This window comes from Rhizobium sp. BT04, from assembly GCF_030053135.1.
GTDB classification, from domain to species: Bacteria; Pseudomonadota; Alphaproteobacteria; order Rhizobiales; family Rhizobiaceae; genus Rhizobium; species Rhizobium binxianense.
On the sequence record NZ_CP125652.1, the window covers coordinates 144922 to 162767 of the forward strand.

13 protein-coding genes are annotated in these 17846 nt (G+C 55.3%); 9 read left to right on the top strand and 4 right to left on the bottom strand.

The annotated features are described in order from the left end of the window. Window positions 1–2 precede the first annotated feature (2 nt). From QMO82_RS09135 to QMO82_RS09145, 3 genes are all read left to right on the top strand, one after another. Entirely contained in the window at window positions 3–1355 is a 1353-nt protein-coding gene (locus QMO82_RS09135) for a hypothetical protein (RefSeq protein WP_183606575.1), read from the top strand. Between the two features lie 20 nt (window positions 1356–1375). After that, a complete protein-coding gene (locus QMO82_RS09140; protein ID WP_183606576.1) occupies window positions 1376–2584 on the top strand; it encodes a hypothetical protein in 1209 nt (402 codons plus the stop codon). A gap of 223 nt (window positions 2585–2807) precedes the next feature. Then, complete coding sequence (locus tag QMO82_RS09145) at window positions 2808–4259, top strand: metallophosphoesterase (RefSeq protein WP_283196638.1); 1452 nt, start codon at window positions 2808–2810, stop codon at window positions 4257–4259. Window positions 4260–4483: 224 nt separating this feature from the next. Here QMO82_RS09145 and QMO82_RS09150 read toward each other — a convergent pair whose 3' ends face one another. The 4 genes from QMO82_RS09150 to QMO82_RS09165 form a co-directional block, all read right to left on the bottom strand. Further along, window positions 4484–5296 (bottom strand): Ku protein, encoded by an 813-nt coding sequence (locus tag QMO82_RS09150; protein WP_183606578.1) that lies wholly within the window; start codon window positions 5294–5296, stop codon window positions 4484–4486. Between the two features lie 11 nt (window positions 5297–5307). Further along, window positions 5308–6213, bottom strand: a complete 906-nt coding sequence (locus QMO82_RS09155; RefSeq protein ID WP_183606579.1) for a Ku protein — start codon at window positions 6211–6213, stop codon at window positions 5308–5310. Between the two features lie 213 nt (window positions 6214–6426). Next, window positions 6427–7527 (bottom strand): DNA polymerase IV, encoded by a 1101-nt coding sequence (gene dinB, locus QMO82_RS09160; RefSeq protein WP_183606679.1) that lies wholly within the window; start codon window positions 7525–7527, stop codon window positions 6427–6429. Window positions 7528–7546: 19 nt separating this feature from the next. Next, complete coding sequence (locus QMO82_RS09165; protein ID WP_183606580.1) at window positions 7547–7903, bottom strand: hypothetical protein; 357 nt, start codon at window positions 7901–7903, stop codon at window positions 7547–7549. A 287-nt stretch (window positions 7904–8190) separates the two neighbouring features. Between QMO82_RS09165 and QMO82_RS09170 the strand changes: the two genes are divergently transcribed. The 6 genes from QMO82_RS09170 to QMO82_RS09195 all read left to right on the top strand — a co-directional run bounded on the left by QMO82_RS09170 (window position 8191) and on the right by QMO82_RS09195 (window position 17436). Continuing rightward, a complete protein-coding gene (locus tag QMO82_RS09170; RefSeq protein WP_183606581.1) occupies window positions 8191–8946 on the top strand; it encodes an ImuA family protein in 756 nt (251 codons plus the stop codon). Continuing rightward, complete coding sequence (locus QMO82_RS09175; protein ID WP_183606582.1) at window positions 8867–10381, top strand: DNA polymerase Y family protein; 1515 nt, start codon at window positions 8867–8869, stop codon at window positions 10379–10381. The genes QMO82_RS09170 and QMO82_RS09175 overlap by 80 nt, the downstream gene beginning before the upstream one ends. Then, on the top strand, window positions 10378–13641 hold the full coding sequence (locus tag QMO82_RS09180) for an error-prone DNA polymerase (RefSeq protein WP_183606680.1): 3264 nt from the start codon (window positions 10378–10380) through the stop codon (window positions 13639–13641). Before QMO82_RS09175 ends, QMO82_RS09180 begins: the two co-directional genes overlap by 4 nt. Window positions 13642–13844: 203 nt before the next feature. Further along, window positions 13845–15056 (top strand): hypothetical protein, encoded by a 1212-nt coding sequence (locus tag QMO82_RS09185; RefSeq protein WP_183606583.1) that lies wholly within the window; start codon window positions 13845–13847, stop codon window positions 15054–15056. A 29-nt stretch (window positions 15057–15085) separates the two neighbouring features. After that, window positions 15086–15736 (top strand): hypothetical protein, encoded by a 651-nt coding sequence (locus tag QMO82_RS09190; protein ID WP_183606584.1) that lies wholly within the window; start codon window positions 15086–15088, stop codon window positions 15734–15736. Window positions 15737–16407: 671 nt separating this feature from the next. After that, window positions 16408–17436, top strand: coding sequence for a putative phage abortive infection protein (locus tag QMO82_RS09195; protein ID WP_183606585.1), 1029 nt, complete (start codon window positions 16408–16410; stop codon window positions 17434–17436). The last annotated feature ends 410 nt before the right edge of the window (window positions 17437–17846 follow it).

Here is a 17846-nt window from a genome sequence, read left to right on the forward strand (position 1 = left end):
AGATGTCTGAGGATGCTATACCGAAAAAGGAACCGACGGGCAAAGATGTCTCTGAGCCAAAGACTGTCCCCGGGACCGTTGCGAACAAGAACGAACCTTCCGACGCCGGTCCCGAAGTCACATTAGCGGAAACTCCATCCACTCCGAAAATGTCGGAACGCCCTACAATTCCTTCGAACGTGGGAGCGGTACCGGAGACCAACGGAGCGAAGCGGTATCCGCCACTCAGTCCGGAGCTGCAGCGAGCTGCGGAGGACGTACGGATACTCTACTCATACATTTCGCGCGAGGGTCGCCTCGAACCTGAGAAGCTGCTGGAACAACCCTTGAGCATCTACGCGGAAACGCCGGATCGCATCCTCGACCCGGCCAACCCGCCTAGCTATGAAGAGAGAGCAACTCTTTGGAAAATTCTGTCCGAGTTGTCCAATCTTGCCAGACCGGCCTCCGCTGATACTATCCGCAGCAGCTATTACAGTGAGTTGATGAATGCAGCGAGTGGCTCAGGAAGGAAATCGAATAGGGTGGTCGAACGTCCCATCAGAACGCTAGGGGTAATCGGCTTCATCGTTACTCTGTTACTCGGCTTGTACGTCTCGTTCACGGAAAGCGTGGTTGCAGATACAATCGCAAGGATTAACGAATACAACAATATAAGGGTCGGAACTTATGCTGGTACCAGACTTGAGAAGCTTGCAATCACTCCGGTCCCGGGACGCGCGGCGAACACATCCACAATAACAGCTCCTGGCGAAACCGATCAGCAGCCCAAAAACGACGATCTCCCCCTACCTATGGCGCAAAGCGGCGCTAACGTCGATTTTGATTTCAGCACTTTACGCACCGAGGCTCTCGATGAGATTGATCGGGAAATCAATAATAGCTTCGAAATCCTTCGCTTCGCCACGCTGCAGTTCGGGGATCAAAGCAAACAGGATGTCTCCACGCCACAGGGCAAACACAGTCTCTTCGAGAGAACGCTCCTGAATATTCAAGGCTATGTTAACAAAACCATTTCTGCGTTTATCCTTCCCGCGATCGCCTCTCTATTGGGTGCTGTCGTGTTCATTCTAAGGGATGCTCAACGGCGGATGGAGAGCGTATCCCTGTCTCCACTTCGATCGGAGACCTATGGACCAAGGATCATCTTGGCAGTGATCGCCGGCACAGTCATCGGATGGCTGTCAGGGCAAGATGCCTCCGGTGTATTCGGAAAGATATCACCCGCCGCTGCGTCATTCGTCGTCGGCTATTGCACGGAGATTCTGTTCCGGCTGCTTGACTCCATCAAGCAGGCACTGGGTGTCGACGAGGAAGAGGCGGCGGCTCGACAAAAGACAGTGCCGCGCGGCTAATGATCTCGGAAGGGGCTGGCATGATTGAGATCAACGCCTGGCTTGAACGGGTCATCAAAGGGATCGTGTTTGCGATCTACAACGTATTCTACAGCTTGGCAGTTATTTGGAGTTCTCCTGGGCGTGGAACCCTAATGCTCTGGCGTCGATGGCGTAGGGGGGAAATCCAACAATTCGGCCCCCACTCGCTTCTTCTGGTGAGCAGTTGCCTCTTTGCGATTATTCTCCTTAACGATCCGGACGTCCATCGTGCAGCTGTGCGGGAAGCGGCGGGTGGTTTCAAGAAGGCTGGCGACATTACAATTTGGCATCTGGCATTAGATGCTTCGATGGTGTTCGTGACCCTGGACATAGGTGTCAGGTTGATGGACGCGCTAGATCGAAAACCACGCAGCAGGCGACACAAAGACCGGAGGCTTGCGCTGGAGCTATACGTGTTTGCAGGCCTCGTCGCGTTCTTCTTCACGCTCAAGTACATCGACGGCTACCTCACACGCTATATCTATTCCGCCTGGCCTATATACGATGCGCTGACCCTTGGGACAAGTACCTGGATTGCTTGGTTATTTATTCTTTCGGCGCTGATATTAGCCGCTGTTTTTTTTAGATACGGGAAGGTCAACCTCGTATTTCCGAGAACTATCCCCAGTCTCATCGTGGGAGGTATTCTTATTCTGATGTTGGCAAGTATTGCGCTCTACGCCCCAGGCTGGCGTTATTTCCGAGCTTTTAGTGAGTGGGCTGGAGGATATCTGCGTGAGAGTCTCGCCAACAACGAGCTTACGACGAATCTCGCGTGTACCTTCGATAGCGTCGGCGGTTTGATCGTTGAAATCTCCTTCTCCAACGAATCCTCCGTCCCTCTGGCCGTCGATACCTCCAGCTTTCAGGTGAAATTCTGGAAGACTGAAGAAGGGGACAGTCGATCGTGGGTAACACTGAGATCAAGCGCGCCACCCATTTTGACTTCATCCACGGAGATGGCGGTCACACGTTACATTGTAATTCCCAAGGGTAACACGGAACAGATAGCACTCGCATACTCCAAATCGAATCTGGAACGAAAAGTACGCGACCTCGCCACCAAGTTCGCCAACGACAACGCTGCGATAACGGCCTGCCAGGTCGACTATCAACAGCTTCCACCGTACTATTGTGATTACGCCCGAGAGGAATGCAAGATGCCCCTCGTTAAGCAAATAGCCGTTGGTATAGCCGGCATGAAGTAGACTAACGATTGAGTGCGTATCGAACGATCTTCCCAGTGGCTGGGTCAGTCAGGCTAAAGCCGGCGCGTTTTGGACTCCTGCAAGCGGCAGCATCACCTTGACCGACGGCCCACTTGCTTAGACGCATCGGCCGACGAATCCAAAGCTACCCCGGCAAGCCTTGCCCTTGGCAACCATATTAGGTAAGTTTTAGATAGTCATGACGTCTCAAGGGGGGCGCAAGATGACAACTCCAATTCTTGGCATTACCTTAAACGAACTTCTTCTCGTTGCGACATTGGTTGGAATATCTCTTGTTTTATTTTCTCGTTACATGAAGAAGTTCTTCAAAACCAGAGGCGAATTGGCTGTCTACGATGGTCTGTTCATCCCTATTCAAATACTTGGTTGGGCACTACTGGTCGTTCCGGTGTATATTTATCTTGTATCGGAATCTCTCGAATATAAACAGGTTGCCATTATCGAATTTATTTTGATTATTCAGTTGCCGGTATTCACTTTCGTTTTGGTAGGAGTGCCCCTGCTTCCGTTTTTTCACAGAACTGTCAGGTTGGGTGAGATAGATATTAAGGGCTCCACAACGGCACAAGGGGTTCGAATTGCTCATCTGTCCGACTGTCATCTTCCCGAAACCACTACCATCGAGGGAGATTTGCCGTCTGCATCCGTCTCAAAAGCGACTGCTTCCGCTCTGTCGTGGGCTCTTCCCAGGTCACACTTCGTATTCTTAACGGGCGACGTAACTGACACTGGTTCTCCTGGAGAGTGGGCAATATTTAAACAACTGTGCAAGCAAATCAAACTTGATCGTGAGAAGCTGCTCGTGATTCCAGGTAATCATGACATTTCACTCGAGACTGGATTCAGCCCGCCACAACGCAACATCACTGAAGGGTTCGAAAAGCGATGCCTAAATTTCATCGCCAACGTAATCGTGGACTGCCCCAAAAGGTGGGAGTTTGTTCATGAAAATCAATCATTCAAAATCATAGATTATTTTCAAGCGGCGTTTACAAGTTACATCGATGAATATCTTAAATACCCGCCGGAGGTGTCTGTATTACCCGCGAAACCGTCCAGTATATATTATCTGAAAGCGCCAGAGATACTGCGCCAACGTGCCGATCAATTTGAAAGGCAGGGCTTGTGTTGGCCTACCAGATCGCGTCCGTTAATGTCAAATCTTATGGAAATAATATTTCCGATCGTCTTCTTCCATAATGACGAATTTGTTATAATCGGCCTGAACTCAAATATAGAAGGATCAATGGGTGTTGCCGATGGTGCGTTCGGCAGAATAGGGCAAGATCAACTCCGAAGACTAGAGTTGCTCCTTAATGTAGCTAAAGGGCGACGGGTCATGATTTTGGTTCATCATCACATTGGCATGCCAGAGCGTATTAAAAATAAATTTGGCCGCAAATCATATCAACTTAAATTTCTACAGCTCGCAGATGCTAGAAAGCTCTTGAAGCTCATTGACGGCCATGATGTAGTTGTGTTCCATGGCCATAAACACGTGGCATATTCCGCCAGAAGCAAGAAAGCTGTGATTATCTCCGCTGGCTCAATTTGTTATGGGGACATTGCTGAATCTCGTGACTCTGCGGTGATTTTTTCTGTCCCTGCCGAGGGTGATGTACAACGGGTCTCCAGTTATTCGGTCAGGGCGTAGGCCGGCCGGGTTGCCACCGCGGAAGGTGTTTTCAGCCCTGGATTGGCTTCGGAAGAAGGAGCGTCGCAACGCCCAAAATAGGCTCGAAGCTGTCCCGGCTGGCCGACGACCCAGCGTGCGCTCTTGGGAGACGGTCGTGGTGGTGCTTAAATGACCGCATCGGGAAGACCGACTGCAACCTCCCTGATCGGTTCGAATGCAATGTCGCTCATTTAATTCCTCCTTTATCCGGCCTTACGCGATTTCAGGTCCTTCTCGACGGACTTGCGAAGGGCGTCCATGATGTTGACGACATTGGAGGCCGGAGCGGTTTCAGGTTTTTTGCCTTTCGTTGTCTTCCTCGGTTTTAGGGCTTTCTTTTTCTCCTCGATGAGGGCCAGCAAGGCTTCCTGGATGGGATCGGTGGCCATGGTCGGTGACCAATGTTTCGTCCGCTGTTTGATCAGCTTCTCCACCAAAGGCATGGCATCCTTCTCGGAGTCGCTGTCGATCCCTTCGAAGTAGGATTCTTCTGGGCGCACCTCGTCGCCGAACCTGAGGGTCCAAAGCACGATGCCATCGTCACGGGGTTCGAGAATGACCGCTCGCTCCCGACGGCCGATGACCAGTCTGGAAACCCCAACAACCTTCGACGCCTTCATCGCATCGCGGATGACGGAAAAGGCCTCGTAGCCCACTGGATTGTCGGGTGTCAGGTAGTGGGCTTTCTCCAGATAGGTCCAGCCGATGGATTCGGCAGGAACGAACTTTTCGATGTCGATCGTTCGCACGGTGTCGAGCGCCACGGAGTCCAGGTCTTCGTCCGTCAGAATGACATAGTCGTTCTCGCCGCGGGCATAGCCCTTAGCCTCGTTTTCGTCCTTGACTGGTTTCCCCGTGACGGAGTCCATGTATCTGGAGACCACACGGTTCCCGGTTGAGCGATTAAGGGTATGGAAGCGAACCTTCTCGGATTCCGATGTCGCCGGCGACATCGCCACCGGGCAGGTGACGAGGGAAAGCTTGAGGTAGCCTTTCCAGTAGGGACGGGGTGCCATCGTTCGCTGTCCTATCCGGCTTTACGCTGCGGGGCGGCTGGAGTGGCGGACTTGGCCGCCCCGCGCGTCGCGCGCTGCCGTTGGGTGCCTTTGTTGGCATTGGCGGCCGTGCGTTTCGGTTGCCCAGTGGATTTGCCTGCAAGGCCTGCGCTTTCGCGAAGGGCCGCAAGGAGATCATTGGGTTTGGAGACCTGTACCTTTTTCGGCTTGGGAAGAGACTTGCCTTCGAGCTTTGCCTTCACGAGTTCCGCGACCGCCCGTTCGTAACGGTCGTCGAAGGTGGCGGGATCGAACTCCCCGATCTTCGTCGAGATGATGTGCTTGGCGAGATCGAGCATCTCACCTTCGATCTTCACCTTCGGTATCCCTTCGAATGCGGCCTTCGAAGATCGTACCTCGTAATCGTATTGCAGGGTCGTGGCGATCATCCCGTTGCCGTGCGGGCGAATGAGTACCGTACGCATCCGCCGGAACAGCACCGTCTTCGCAATGGCGGCGACCTTCGCCTTCTTCATTCCGTCCCGGAGGAGGGTGAACGCGTCCGATCCGGCACGGTCGCTCGGTGTCAGGTAATAAGGCTTGTCGAAATAGACGTCGTCTATCTCGGAGCAGGGGACAAATGCTTCGATCTCAAGCGTTTTGTTGCTTTGGGGGATCGCAGCCGCGATCTCTTCCGGGTCGATCATGATGTAGCGACCGTCGTCGACCTCGAAACCCTTGGTCTGCTCCTCTTTCGGGACCGGCTCTTCGGTCTCGCCGTCGACGAAAATGCGGTTCACCCGGTTGCCCGTTGCTTTGTTGACGGTGTTGAAAGTGATGCGTTCAGCGGTGGACGCAGCCGTGTAGAGGGCCACCCCGCAGCTGACTTCTCCAACTTTCAGAAAGCCCTTCCACTGGGCACGGTGTCCTGACGCCATGACGCGACGCTCCGAATCAGTGATTCGCGACTCAAAGACGTGCGACGGTGATTCGTTCCGACTCGAAACGAATCATTTTTCAATGAGTTACGACCTGATGTTGAGGTTCTGAATCGGGGACGCCTTAGCCGGGTAGATTAGCGTATCGTCGGCCTACTCAGCCAATATCAGCTGTCGCTAAAGCAAGCGCCTGAAACAGGAAGGCCAGCACAGCTACGTGAACAGTAGCAACTGCGGCGGTTCGCGGTCCGCCGCCTTGCGTTCCAATGACGACAATGTCACGCCGAGCAGTCTGATGCCTCGGCTGACTGGAAAGACCGCCCGCAGCAGCGAGTTCACCGCATCCTTCAAAACGGCGTATGAGCCGAAGGGCATCGCAGTCGTCTTGCTCCGAGTGATCTGAGTGAAGTTGTCGTACTTCACCTTGAGCGTCACCGTTTTGGCGCTGATTTCATTGGCATCGCAATAAGTCCAGACCTTCTCAATCAACGGCCGGATGCCTTCCCAGGCCGGAACGAACGAATGAATGTCCACCGTGAACGTATCTTCCGCGCCAACGGATTTTCTGACGCGGTTGGGTTTAACCTGCCGGTCGTCAATGCCGCGTGCGATACCATGGAAGTAGGGGCCCGACTTTCCGAAATGGTTGATCAGGAATTCGAGGCTGCGGGCTTTGAGATCAGCGCCGGTCTCGATGCCAAGTCGGTTCATCTTCTCGGCTGTTGCAGGGCCAACGCCGTGGAATTTCTTGACGGGCAGGACCTCCACAAAGGCCGGGCCGTTCTTTGGGGTGATTACCGCTTGGCCGTTCGGCTTGTTGAGGTCGCTTGCCATTTTCGCCAGGAATTTGTTGTAGGAAATCCCTGCAGACGCGTTCAGTCCCGTAGCCGCCTTGATCTTGGCGCGTATCTCCAGTGCGATCTCGGTCGCGATGTCCATGCCTTTAAGGTTTTCGGTAACGTCGAGGTAGGCTTCGTCGAGCGAGAGAGGCTCAATCAACGGCGTGTATTCGGCAAAGATTTCTCGAATTTGCTGGGAGACGGCTTTGTAGACGTCGAAACGCGGTCTGACGAAGATCAAGTCAGGGCATTTCCGCTTGGCCGTTATCGATGGCATCGCCGAGTGAACACCAAATTTGCGAGCCTCGTAACTTGCCGCAGCAACGACGCCGCGTGCCTCCGAGCCGCCGACAGCGACCGGCTTGCCGCGAAGGTCGGGATCATCGCGTTGCTCGACGGAGGCGTAGAAGGCATCCATGTCGATATGGATGACCTTGCGCTGTCGATTGATTGTGTCGTGTGGCGCGTCGCTCATGGGTGTTCGGGCGTTTTGTTTATGAGAGGCGGTCGCCATCTGGCGAGTCCTCGTCTTCGTCTGGCGGGAAGAGCAGCATCTCCTGCTCATATTCAAGCTTCGCGATCTGGTCGAACAACGCCTGCTCGTAGTTGGAAAGCACACTCCCGAGATGCGCGAGCGTGTCTGCGGGTAGCTCGCTGCCATCATCCGTCGTCACAGCGATCCTTCCCGCGTAGGCAACGTCAATATAGGCTTGGACCGTCTGCAGTTCGCTTTTCGCGAATTCGATTTTGGCCCCAACGGCGGTTATGCGCAATTCGTCGGCAGTGACTCCGAAGGGTGCGCCTTCCAATCTCTGCTGGCTCCCGTCAAATGAGGTCACGTTCTCCGTCATCGACTTTTCTCCTGTGCTTTACACCGCATCGACAAGACGTCAGGAACGAGTAGCGCCGGGAGTTTTCGACAGGAATTTTTTCTTATCGATGACATTTGCTGCCTGTGGACAGTTCGTCCGTACTCGTTTGAATCCATTCGATCTTCGGCTTCCGATCATGCCGCTCGGTTGCAATTCGAGAGCTGCTCGCCCGTATATGCGCATTGACTCACATTCCACTTGGGAACAAATAGAGAACATACTCGCTTTTGAACGAGATGAAAACCCGATTTTGGAAAAGGCTCCGAATGGCGCAGACCGCCGCGAACCCAATTATCTCCGACCTGCGAGATCGCATTCAGCACCTCGAAGGGGCAGTCGCGCGATCCAAGTCAGTCATTCCATTCGGGGTGGTCGAAATCGACGAACGCCTTCCAGGAGGCGGGTTGGCCCACGGCGCGGTCCACGAGTTTGCGGGAGGCGGAGCAGGGGCAGTTGATGGGGCCGCGGCTGCGCTCTTTGTTGCTGGGATCGCGGCCCGGACGAAGGGCATGGTCGTCTGGTGCCTGGCTCGGCCGGACCTGTTCGCTCCCGCATTGGCCCAGGTCGGTCTCCACCCTGATCGCGTCATCTATGTCGAAGCGATCAAAGAGGAATATGTCCTTGAAGCCTTCGAAGAGGCTTTGCGGTTCCGGGGGCTGGGCGCGGTCGTCGCCGAAACGGTGCGTTTGCCGATGGTCGCGTCACGTCGTCTGCAACTGGCCGCCGAGGGTTCCGGCACCATCGGTCTGATCATCCGACGATGGCGACGGCAGGCCGAGGCGGGGGATTTCGGACATCCGACGGCAGCGGCAACACGATGGCGAATATCGGTTCTGCCATCCGAGCCGCTTCCCGTTCCGGGCGTTGGGCGAGCGCGATGGTTGGCAGAGCTGATCAGGGTCAAGGCAGGCGAAAGCGCGGATTTCGAAATAGGTGCATGCGATGCCAAGGGTCGTATCAGTCTTCTTTCCGACACTGGCGACAGATCGGATCAGACGCGCCGATCCGTCCATACCGGTTGACGGTCCGCTGGTCGTTGTCGCCAGGAGCGGCTCGAAACGATGGCTATCCGCTGTCGACGGAAACGCCGTTAGGCTTGGCCTGCACGTTGGCATGGCGGCTGCAAAAGCTCAGGCCGTGGTACAGGGCCTCCATCTGATCGATGCCGATCCCGCCGCTGATAGTGCAGCCCTCGAACGCCTGACGCTCTGGGCTTTGTCGCAATATTCGCCGATCGTGGCAGCTGATCCACCGGATGGCATCGTCATGGACACCCAAGGAGCCGATCATCTTCAGGGCGGCGAGGAACTGATGCTGTCCGGTCTCGTGAACCGGTTTCGCGCACGGGGTTTGCCAGCTCGTGCCGTCGTTGCCGACACCTGGGGAGCCGCATATGGATTGGCTCGATCGATGACGGTCGAGACCAAGGTCATTCCCGCAGGCAGGACTGCTGACGCAGTTGCGCGGCTGCCGCTCTCGTCACTGCGGTTAGATGCCGAGACCGTTGTCAGCCTGCGCACGCTCGGATTCCAGACCGTCGGCGAGCTGGCTGCGACACCGCGTGCGCCGTTGGCACTTCGTTTCGGTCCGCAGATCGGTCGTCGTGTCGATCAAATGATGGGCCGGGTTGCCGAGCCGATTGATCCGATCCGTTGTCCCGAGATCATCGAAGTCCACCGTGCCTTCGCCGAGCCGATCGGTGCGGCCGAGACCATCGGAAAATACATCTCGCGGCTCGTGGCGAAGCTCTGTCTCGAGCTACAGGCAAAGGGACTGGGCGTCCGCCGCACCGACTTGATCGTCCATCGTGTCGACAATACGATCCAGGCACTCAGGGCAGGAACCGCCAAGCCGGTGCGCGACGTCGCCTGGTTGACGAAGCTGCTGCGTGACCGCATCGAACGCATCGATCCCGGTTTCGGCATTGAGAAGCTCAGTCTCGCCGCCACCATGGTCGAGCCCCTGGATGACAAGCAGATCGCATCCAGCCTGATAGAAGACGCCGCGGTCGATGTCGGGGCTTTCGTCGATGTCCTTGGTAACCGGGGAACCTACCGCATCTATCGCGTCGCACCGGTCGCCAGCGACGTCCCGGAACGATCAGTCCAACGCATATCAGCCGTCGCTGCCGAGGTCGGGCAAACCTGGCCAGTGGTCTGGCCCCGTCCGGTCAGACTGATGGATAGGCCCGAACTGATTGAGGTCATGGCTCTGCTGCCTGACCATCCGCCCGTCTGGTTTACCTGGCGCGGCAAGCGCCGGCGCGTCAAACGGGCTGACGGCCCCGAGCGTATCTTCGGCGAATGGTGGCAGCGGACGTCCGAATGGGCCGCTGTCCGCGACTATTTCATCGTCGAGGACGAGAGCGGCGAGCGTTACTGGATTTTCCGCTCCGGCGACGGCGTCGATCTCGACACCGGCTCCCATCGCTGGTTCCTTCACGGGACGTTCGCATGAGGTACGCGGAACTGCAGGTCACAACCCATTTCTCGTTCCTGCGGGGCGCATCGTCGGCTGATGAGCTGTTCGCGACCGCAAAGGAACTGGGCATCGAGGCTCTCGGGATCGTCGACCGCAATTCGCTCGCCGGCATCGTGCGGGCGCTGGAAGCATCGCGTGCGACCGGCCTACGGCTGGTTGTCGGTTGCCGGCTCGATTTGGCAGACGGCATATCTATCCTGGTCTACCCCACCGACCGCGTCGCCTATTCTCGGATGACCCGGCTTCTGACGCTCGGGAAGAGCCGGGGTGGCAAAGCCAAATGCATCCTCAACCTCGACGATGTCGCCCTCTATTCGGAAGGTCTCATCGGTATCCTAGTGCCGGACCTACCCGACGAGACCTGTGCGATCCAGCTCCGGAAGATGGCCGAGATTTTCGGCGACCGGGCCTATGTCTCACTATGCCTGCGCCGGCGACCGAACGACCAAATGCGGCTGCACGAAATCTCGAACATGGCTGCTCGGCACCGGGTGAAGACCGTCGTCACGAACGACGTCCTCTTCCATGAGCCGTCCCGACGCCAACTCCAGGACGTGGTCACCTGCATTCGCACCGGAACGACAATCGACGACGTGGGCTTCGAGCGCGAACGGCATGCAGATAGGTTCCTCAAGCCGCCGGAAGAAATGGAGCGCCTGTTCAGTCGCTACCCGGAGGCGCTCGCCCGGACGATGGAGATCGTCGAGCGGTGCACCTTCTCAATGGAAGAGTTGACCTACCAATATCCAGAGGAGGCTATCGTTCCTGGCATGACTGCTCAGCAATCGCTGGAGCATTATGTCTGGGGATGCGTGCCCAACCGATATCCTGAGGGGCTGCCTTCCCGTGTGGAAAAGATCATCCGCCATGAACTGGCTCTGATCGAGACCATGCGATACGCCCCCTATTTTTTGACGGTTTTTTCCATCGTCCGATATGCCCGTTCCCAGGGCATCCTCTGCCAGGGGCGAGGTTCGGCTGCCAACTCGGCCGTCTGCTTCGTGCTCGGCATCACCTCCATCGATCCGGATACCAATGACCTGCTATTCGAGCGCTTCGTTTCACAGGAACGAGACGAACCCCCCGATATCGACGTCGATTTCGAGCACGAACGGCGCGAGGAGGTCATCCAGTGGATTTACAGGACATACGGCCATCACAAGGCTGCGCTCTGCGCGACGGTCACCCGCTATCGGACGAAGGGCGCTATCCGCGATGTCGGCAAGGCGCTCGGCCTGCCCGAGGACCTGATCAAGGCACTGTCGTCGGGTGTCTGGGCATGGAGCGAGGCGGTCGGTGAAAAGCAGGTCAGAGACCTCAACCTCAATCCGGGTGATCGGCGTCTCGCCCTGACCCTTCAGCTTGCTCAGCAGCTCATGGGAGCCCCACGTCACCTTGGACAGCATCCCGGCGGTTTCGTTCTGACGCATGATCGTCTCGACGACCTGGTGCCTATCGAACCGGCGTCGATGGCGGATCGGCAGGTGATCGAATGGGACAAGGACGACGTCGAGGCCTTGAAATTCATGAAGGTCGACGTGCTGGCGTTGGGAATGCTGACCTGTATGGCCAAAAGCGTCGCATTTCTCCGTGAGGAAAAGGGCATCGATCTCGATCTGGCAACCATCCCTCAGGAGGACCCGGCGACCTATGCGATGATCCGCAAGGCCGACACGCTGGGCACGTTTCAGATCGAGAGCCGCGCTCAGATGTCCATGTTGCCCCGCATCAAGCCGAAGACCTTCTACGATCTCGTGATCCAGGTAGCCATCGTCCGTCCCGGTCCGATCCAGGGCGACATGGTGCATCCATATCTTCGCCGCCGGGAAGGGAGGGAGAAGGTCGAATACCCGACGCCTGAACTGGAAGCGGTCCTCCACAAGACCCTTGGGGTGCCTCTGTTTCAGGAATCGGCGATGAAGGTGGCGATGGTCTGCGCCGGGTTCACCGGGGGCGAAGCCGACCAACTTCGGAAATCTATGGCGACATTCAAATTCACGGGTGGCGTCTCGCGTTTCCAGGACAAACTCGTGAGTGGAATGATCAGAAACGGCTACACGAAAGGGTTCGCGGAGAAGACCTTCAGCCAGCTCGAAGGTTTCGGCAGCTACGGGTTTCCCGAAAGCCACGCGGCGAGTTTCGCGCTGATCGCCTATGCGTCGAGCTACATCAAATGTCACTTCCCCGATGTCTTCTGCGCGGCCCTCCTAAACTCTCAGCCGATGGGCTTCTACGCGCCGGCTCAAATCGTCCGCGATGCCCGTGAGCACGGTGTCGAGGTTCGGCCGGTTTGCGTCAACCAGTCGCGATGGGACTGCACGCTCGAGGCCATCGACGGCTCAGAGCGTCACGCCGTGCGCCTTGGTATGCGAATGGTGCGAGGCCTGGCAACGGCGGATGCTGCCCGGATCGTTGCCGCGCGCGCCGATCAACCCTTCGATAGCGTCGACGATTTGTGGCGACGGTCTGGTGTGCCTGCTTCTTCGCTGGTGGAACTCGCCGAGGCTGACGCCTTTCTTCCGTCCCTCGGGCTGGAACGGCGTGAGGCCCTGTGGGCAATCAAGGCGCTTCGTGACGAGCCGCTTCCTCTCTTTGCGGCTGCGGCCGAACGCGAGGCACGAACAATTGCCGAGCAGCATGAGCCGACGGTCGAGTTGCGGCAGATGACGCAGGGACATAACGTCGTCCTCGATTACGGACACACCGGCCTGACCCTGCGCGAACATCCCGTCAGCTTCCTTCGCAGGGAATTGCTTGCGCGTCGGGTCGTTACCTGTGCCGAAGCGATGTCCGCTCGCGATGGCCGGTGGCTGATGGCAGCCGGGCTGGTGCTGGTCCGCCAGCGGCCCGGCTCCGCAAAAGGTGTGATCTTCGTGACCATTGAGGACGAGACGGGCGTCGCCAATGTCGTCATCTGGCCCAAGCTGTTCGAGCGGTCCAGGCGGATTGCACTGGGGGCTTCCATGATGGCGATCAACGGCCGCATCCAACGAGAAGGCGATGTCGTGCATCTCGTCGCGCAGCAGCTGTTTGATCTGTCGGGGAGCCTAACGGGTCTTGCGGACCGCGATCTGGAATTCAGGCTGCCAACAGGAAGGGGTGACGAATTCGGCCATGGTACGCCAGGCAGACCGGACTCGCGCGTGCCTTCAGGCCAAGGAATGAAGTCTCGGGACATCTTCATTCCGGACCTTCATATTGATCAGGTCAAGGTGAAGGCCCGGAACGTCCATTAGAAGGGACGTTTGACACTCCGATCAATTCGAGTGCCAATTCTGAATATGCCTGTGCGAGTTTTGTCGAATGTTTTCTAGTCTGTATTCAGAATATCGTAGTAATTTGAAAAATAGTAATGGAAACTATTTGATTATCTAGACAACTAGAGGTAAATTGTATGTAAATATCTTCACCTAAGATAAGCATATGGGGGGGCATGCGAGTGAGAAGAATTTTCACGCTACTTATTGCGTTTCTATTGCCTGTTTCGGTGTTCGCTACGGTATGCAGGCTACCGAACCTTCATGGTTTCGAGGACGCGCGTGCAAGAGCTGAAGCTATATTGCCTCCAAAGACAAATGACATCTCAAAACTGGCGATTTATGTAGAACGTGATCCATCTCTGGGCCTCTACTTCCAGTCGAACTTTGTGTCCGAGGGAGCCGAAAACGTTACCAAAATCGGCGGAGAAGCATCACTTACTGACCTGGAATGGGCGGCGCAGAATCTCGTTTGGACTGAGCAACCGGATTTTATTCAACGTCAGGAAGTCCAGGATGCGATTCGGCAACTCAATAGAGTTTATATTGATAAGTCCGTCTTCGATGAGGATGGACTTTCTAGCCTAAATCTAGAAGGGATAAGCGACTTTACGATCATCGACAGGGAGGCGAGAGTGAGTACGGCCGGTATCACCATAAATCGTGACCGGCCACCTCCACTACTTGCCGAGCGAATAGCCGGGTGCTGCCTAAATGGAAGGCCCATTGGCAAGGGCATAATGTTAGCGCAAGCGCTGACGGAGTTGAAATCATCACCAAAGGATACAAGAATTATCTCTCTCGTCTCCGACAGCGCCACTATCGCAACAGCAAAAGAGGTGGGACTGGAAGGAAAGGCCCTGATGAACATGGCAGATCGTTCTGCCGCTGACCTTCAAAAGGTTTTCGAGGGGCAGTCTGGTAAACAAGTTGTCGTCTTAGGCCACGTTGAGAGCGGCAATTTTGTAGTGCGAGATGCCGGAGGAAGCGAAAAGTCGCGGGTGGCGATAAGCCACCTCAGAAAGCTCGCTTCGGACAACAACGTCCTTCTTATCGAAGTTGGCTGCAACACCGCTTCAGTCGGGGATACTGTTGCTGGTCTTCAAGTGGGGGTGACAACCCGCTTCAACACCGTAGAGGCAACGCGGAAATTGTCGAAAGCAATAGACGCAACAAATATGTCAGAATTTTTGCAAAGACTCGCTGATCAAGACTTAAAGGTGGTGGTCGAATCTGAAGCAATTGAGAATATTATCCGATATCGAGCAAACTATTTTATTTCCGGAGAATTTGGCTCCCCTGACATCAGTGTTGCGGAAGTTTCCATCACTCCTCGCTCATCGGGAATTTTGGGAAGCTGGACACCAAATTGGATGAGACGAATGTTTAACTAACGACGGATTTCTATTTATTTGGAGTAACAATGGGTGGAATTGCAAGTGCTCCGATCAACGAGGCTGTATTCTTTCTTTCTAAGGCATCGCCTGAAGACTTAGAACAGCTAAAGAACAGTTTTCCTGAAATCAAAGATGAGTTGAACCCGGGGATTATGGCAGGCGAAGCCGACCTGAGTCCCGCTCAAGCGCGAACCATCCTCAAGGCGAAGGCGCAGGTCATCGTTGTAGTATTGAACAAGACGATTGAACTCAGTGATAGAGCTTTGTCTCAAGCTAGCAGGAAGATGCGCTTTGGTCGCCGCACGCGGATGGGCGGTCAGGTCATTACAGTTGTGGGCACATCCGGCGTTTTGGCGGCGATTGGAATAACCCAAAACGGGCTTGCGATTGCTTCCGCTATACTTGCGCTTTTGGGTTCATTGGCCGCTATACTCGGTGAGTATTTCGAGCAAATTGTGGACAAGAAGCAGGGCGGGCTCAACGAAATATTCTTACGCATCGCAACTGCTCGCCACAAGGCAGTCATAATTACAAAAACGATAGAGACCTACATCCGGGAGGACATTATCGACAGTGGACTTGAAACGACCATAAGGGAAGGTAATGCGCTGAGCGAAGAGATAACATCTAACGTGTACCAAATTTTTGAGGCGTTTGACGTGACACACGGGAGATGACGCGGACCCACGAACCAAAGCCGCTCTCAGCCAAGCCAGAAGGTCAAGACTTGGCGAGGGGATCAGCTGGGCTTCGAGAGAAGTAGCGGGGTTTCGCCTGCCCTCCCAGCACCAATTTCAGATAGCCATGTCTTTTTCCGCAAAGGGCCGAAGTCCGTCATCCCTGGCCCCCGAATGAAGCATCAATTTACAATTTCTTCCGCTCTTCCTGGTTAGGTATGGCAATCTGCACGAAACGACAGAGTCATGGACCGGGCCGGAAACCTTCGAAAAGACATCGAAGCAGCGTTGCAGCCGATAGACGGCGAATGCCCTGAGCACACTCTGTATGGGATGAAGACCATACTGCTCGGAACTGCGGTATGGGACGAAAGTTGCCCAAAGCAACCCGATCGCCAGTGCGATCGACGCCGGGATTACGTCTGCCTTGCCGTAAGACGAAAAATCTAAAAATTCGAACATCCTCAATCTCCCTCTTGTTTCGTATGCAACCTAAGGTACCGCTCTCTCTGGCTGTAGGTGTAAACGCACACGATGGCAGTAGACGAACCAGGTGAAAGCCCTCTCTAGCCTGAGGAGGCGGTCGCCGATCGGCTTTGCTTTTCACCCGGAAATCAACTCGACAATGCAACCTCTGTTCATATGATTGCAGCGTCGCAAAGGGGGATTCTATGAGATTTGGACTCTGGTTCATCGCGATGGCAGTCATAGCCATCGGGGCGTATATCCTGCACGATCAGATGGCGAATTTTCGCTATGAGTACTACGCCGCAGTGGCAATTCTGATGGCAGCGGTGAGTGGGTCGTTCTGGGCATCAGTCGCTGTTGACCGCATTGTTCAGCCCAAGAGCGGGGATTCCCGTCACATCTTCACCTTCCTTCTGGTCGTAGCCTTTCTCATGATAGGTGCGGCAACCGTCGTCGGCGTCCACACCGAATGGGAGGACAAAAATCTCGGCACGCTCGGCGATTTTCTCGGCGGGACGCTCAATCCGATCCTAACGTTCCTGAGCTTCATTGCCTTGCTGCTGACGATCGTTCTTCAGCAGCGAGAGGTCCATTCAGCTAGAGGGGAGGCAAACAGCCTAAAGACCGAACGATTCAAGGATCGGATGCGGGCCGAAAAGCAACAGTTCGAGAACACGTTTTTCCAAATGCTGAACTACCACAACTCAATTGTGAACTCGATTGACATATGGAAGGGCCAAACCAAGGAGACATTACGCGGCCGCGAATGCTTCAAGTTTTACTTTGATGTGATGAAGGCTGAGTACGACAGGGTTGAGATGATTGACGCCCGTCAAAGGGTTTTGCACGCGTATCACTCGAAGGTGTGGGAGACATTCCAGAAGGATTTGGCCCACTACTATCGATTCCTTTATAACCTCGTTCGTTTCGTGGACCAGAACAAGGTGGTTTCGAAGACCAAATATATCCGCATAATGAGGGCGCAGCTTTCTGACTTTGAAATGTCGATGTTGTTTTATAATGGGCTGACGGATAACGGCACACGATTTAAGGAATACGTTGAGTACTTCACACTTTTCGACAATCTGCCCGACAATGCGCTTTTAAGCTCGGCACATCGCTCGTTCTACGCTGAGAGCGCCTTTGACGAAGCTGCTCGCAAGCAACCGCTCTCGTTTCAGGATGTCAATCACGAAGTGGCCGAAGCCGAAGATGTGACCAATCCTGAATGACATACCCCACCGGGCCCGTGAACTACCAGGGTATTCCCGCCTAGTTTTGGAGGGTTGACGGAAGCCGACCAACCTCCCGAGTAAATATCATTGGATATCATCGGTGCAGCATCGACGCGAAGATGCAATCCAAGCGTCAGTGACACATGAAAATCTTTCTCGCCGGAATCGCCGGATTCTTGACCACAGTCGTAGTGTTATCGGTTTTCCGAGAGATGACGCTTTCGGGGAGATGGGCGCGACTGCAGTGCATTGGATAGGGACCTTCCGCTGGCTCTACGACTATCAGACCTTGATAGCACTCGTCGGTGCCTGGTGGGCGGCGAGCGCCGTGCACGCTCAGATTAGACAGGCGAAACAGATAGAACAGCAACGGATCGACACAAAGAGAGCAGCGTTGCGGGCTGCTC

What these genes read in the sequence shown, in the direction of transcription:
- QMO82_RS09170 (WP_183606581.1), top strand. Translation starts at nt 8,191, where the DNA reads ATGGCGCAGACCGCCGCGAACCCAATTATCTCCGACCTGCGAGATCGC.
- QMO82_RS09150 (WP_183606578.1), bottom strand. Translation starts at nt 5,296, where the DNA reads ATGGCACCCCGTCCCTACTGGAAAGGCTACCTCAAGCTTTCCCTCGTC.
- QMO82_RS09165 (WP_183606580.1), bottom strand. Translation starts at nt 7,903, where the DNA reads ATGACGGAGAACGTGACCTCATTTGACGGGAGCCAGCAGAGATTGGAA.
- QMO82_RS09140 (WP_183606576.1), top strand. Translation starts at nt 1,376, where the DNA reads ATGATTGAGATCAACGCCTGGCTTGAACGGGTCATCAAAGGGATCGTG.
- QMO82_RS09135 (WP_183606575.1), top strand. Translation starts at nt 3, where the DNA reads ATGTCTGAGGATGCTATACCGAAAAAGGAACCGACGGGCAAAGATGTC.
- QMO82_RS09175 (WP_183606582.1), top strand. Translation starts at nt 8,867, where the DNA reads ATGCCAAGGGTCGTATCAGTCTTCTTTCCGACACTGGCGACAGATCGG.
- QMO82_RS09180 (WP_183606680.1), top strand. Translation starts at nt 10,378, where the DNA reads ATGAGGTACGCGGAACTGCAGGTCACAACCCATTTCTCGTTCCTGCGG.
- QMO82_RS09195 (WP_183606585.1), top strand. Translation starts at nt 16,408, where the DNA reads ATGAGATTTGGACTCTGGTTCATCGCGATGGCAGTCATAGCCATCGGG.
- QMO82_RS09145 (WP_283196638.1), top strand. Translation starts at nt 2,808, where the DNA reads ATGACAACTCCAATTCTTGGCATTACCTTAAACGAACTTCTTCTCGTT.
- dinB (WP_183606679.1), bottom strand. Translation starts at nt 7,527, where the DNA reads ATGAGCGACGCGCCACACGACACAATCAATCGACAGCGCAAGGTCATC.
- QMO82_RS09190 (WP_183606584.1), top strand. Translation starts at nt 15,086, where the DNA reads ATGGGTGGAATTGCAAGTGCTCCGATCAACGAGGCTGTATTCTTTCTT.
- QMO82_RS09155 (WP_183606579.1), bottom strand. Translation starts at nt 6,213, where the DNA reads ATGGCGTCAGGACACCGTGCCCAGTGGAAGGGCTTTCTGAAAGTTGGA.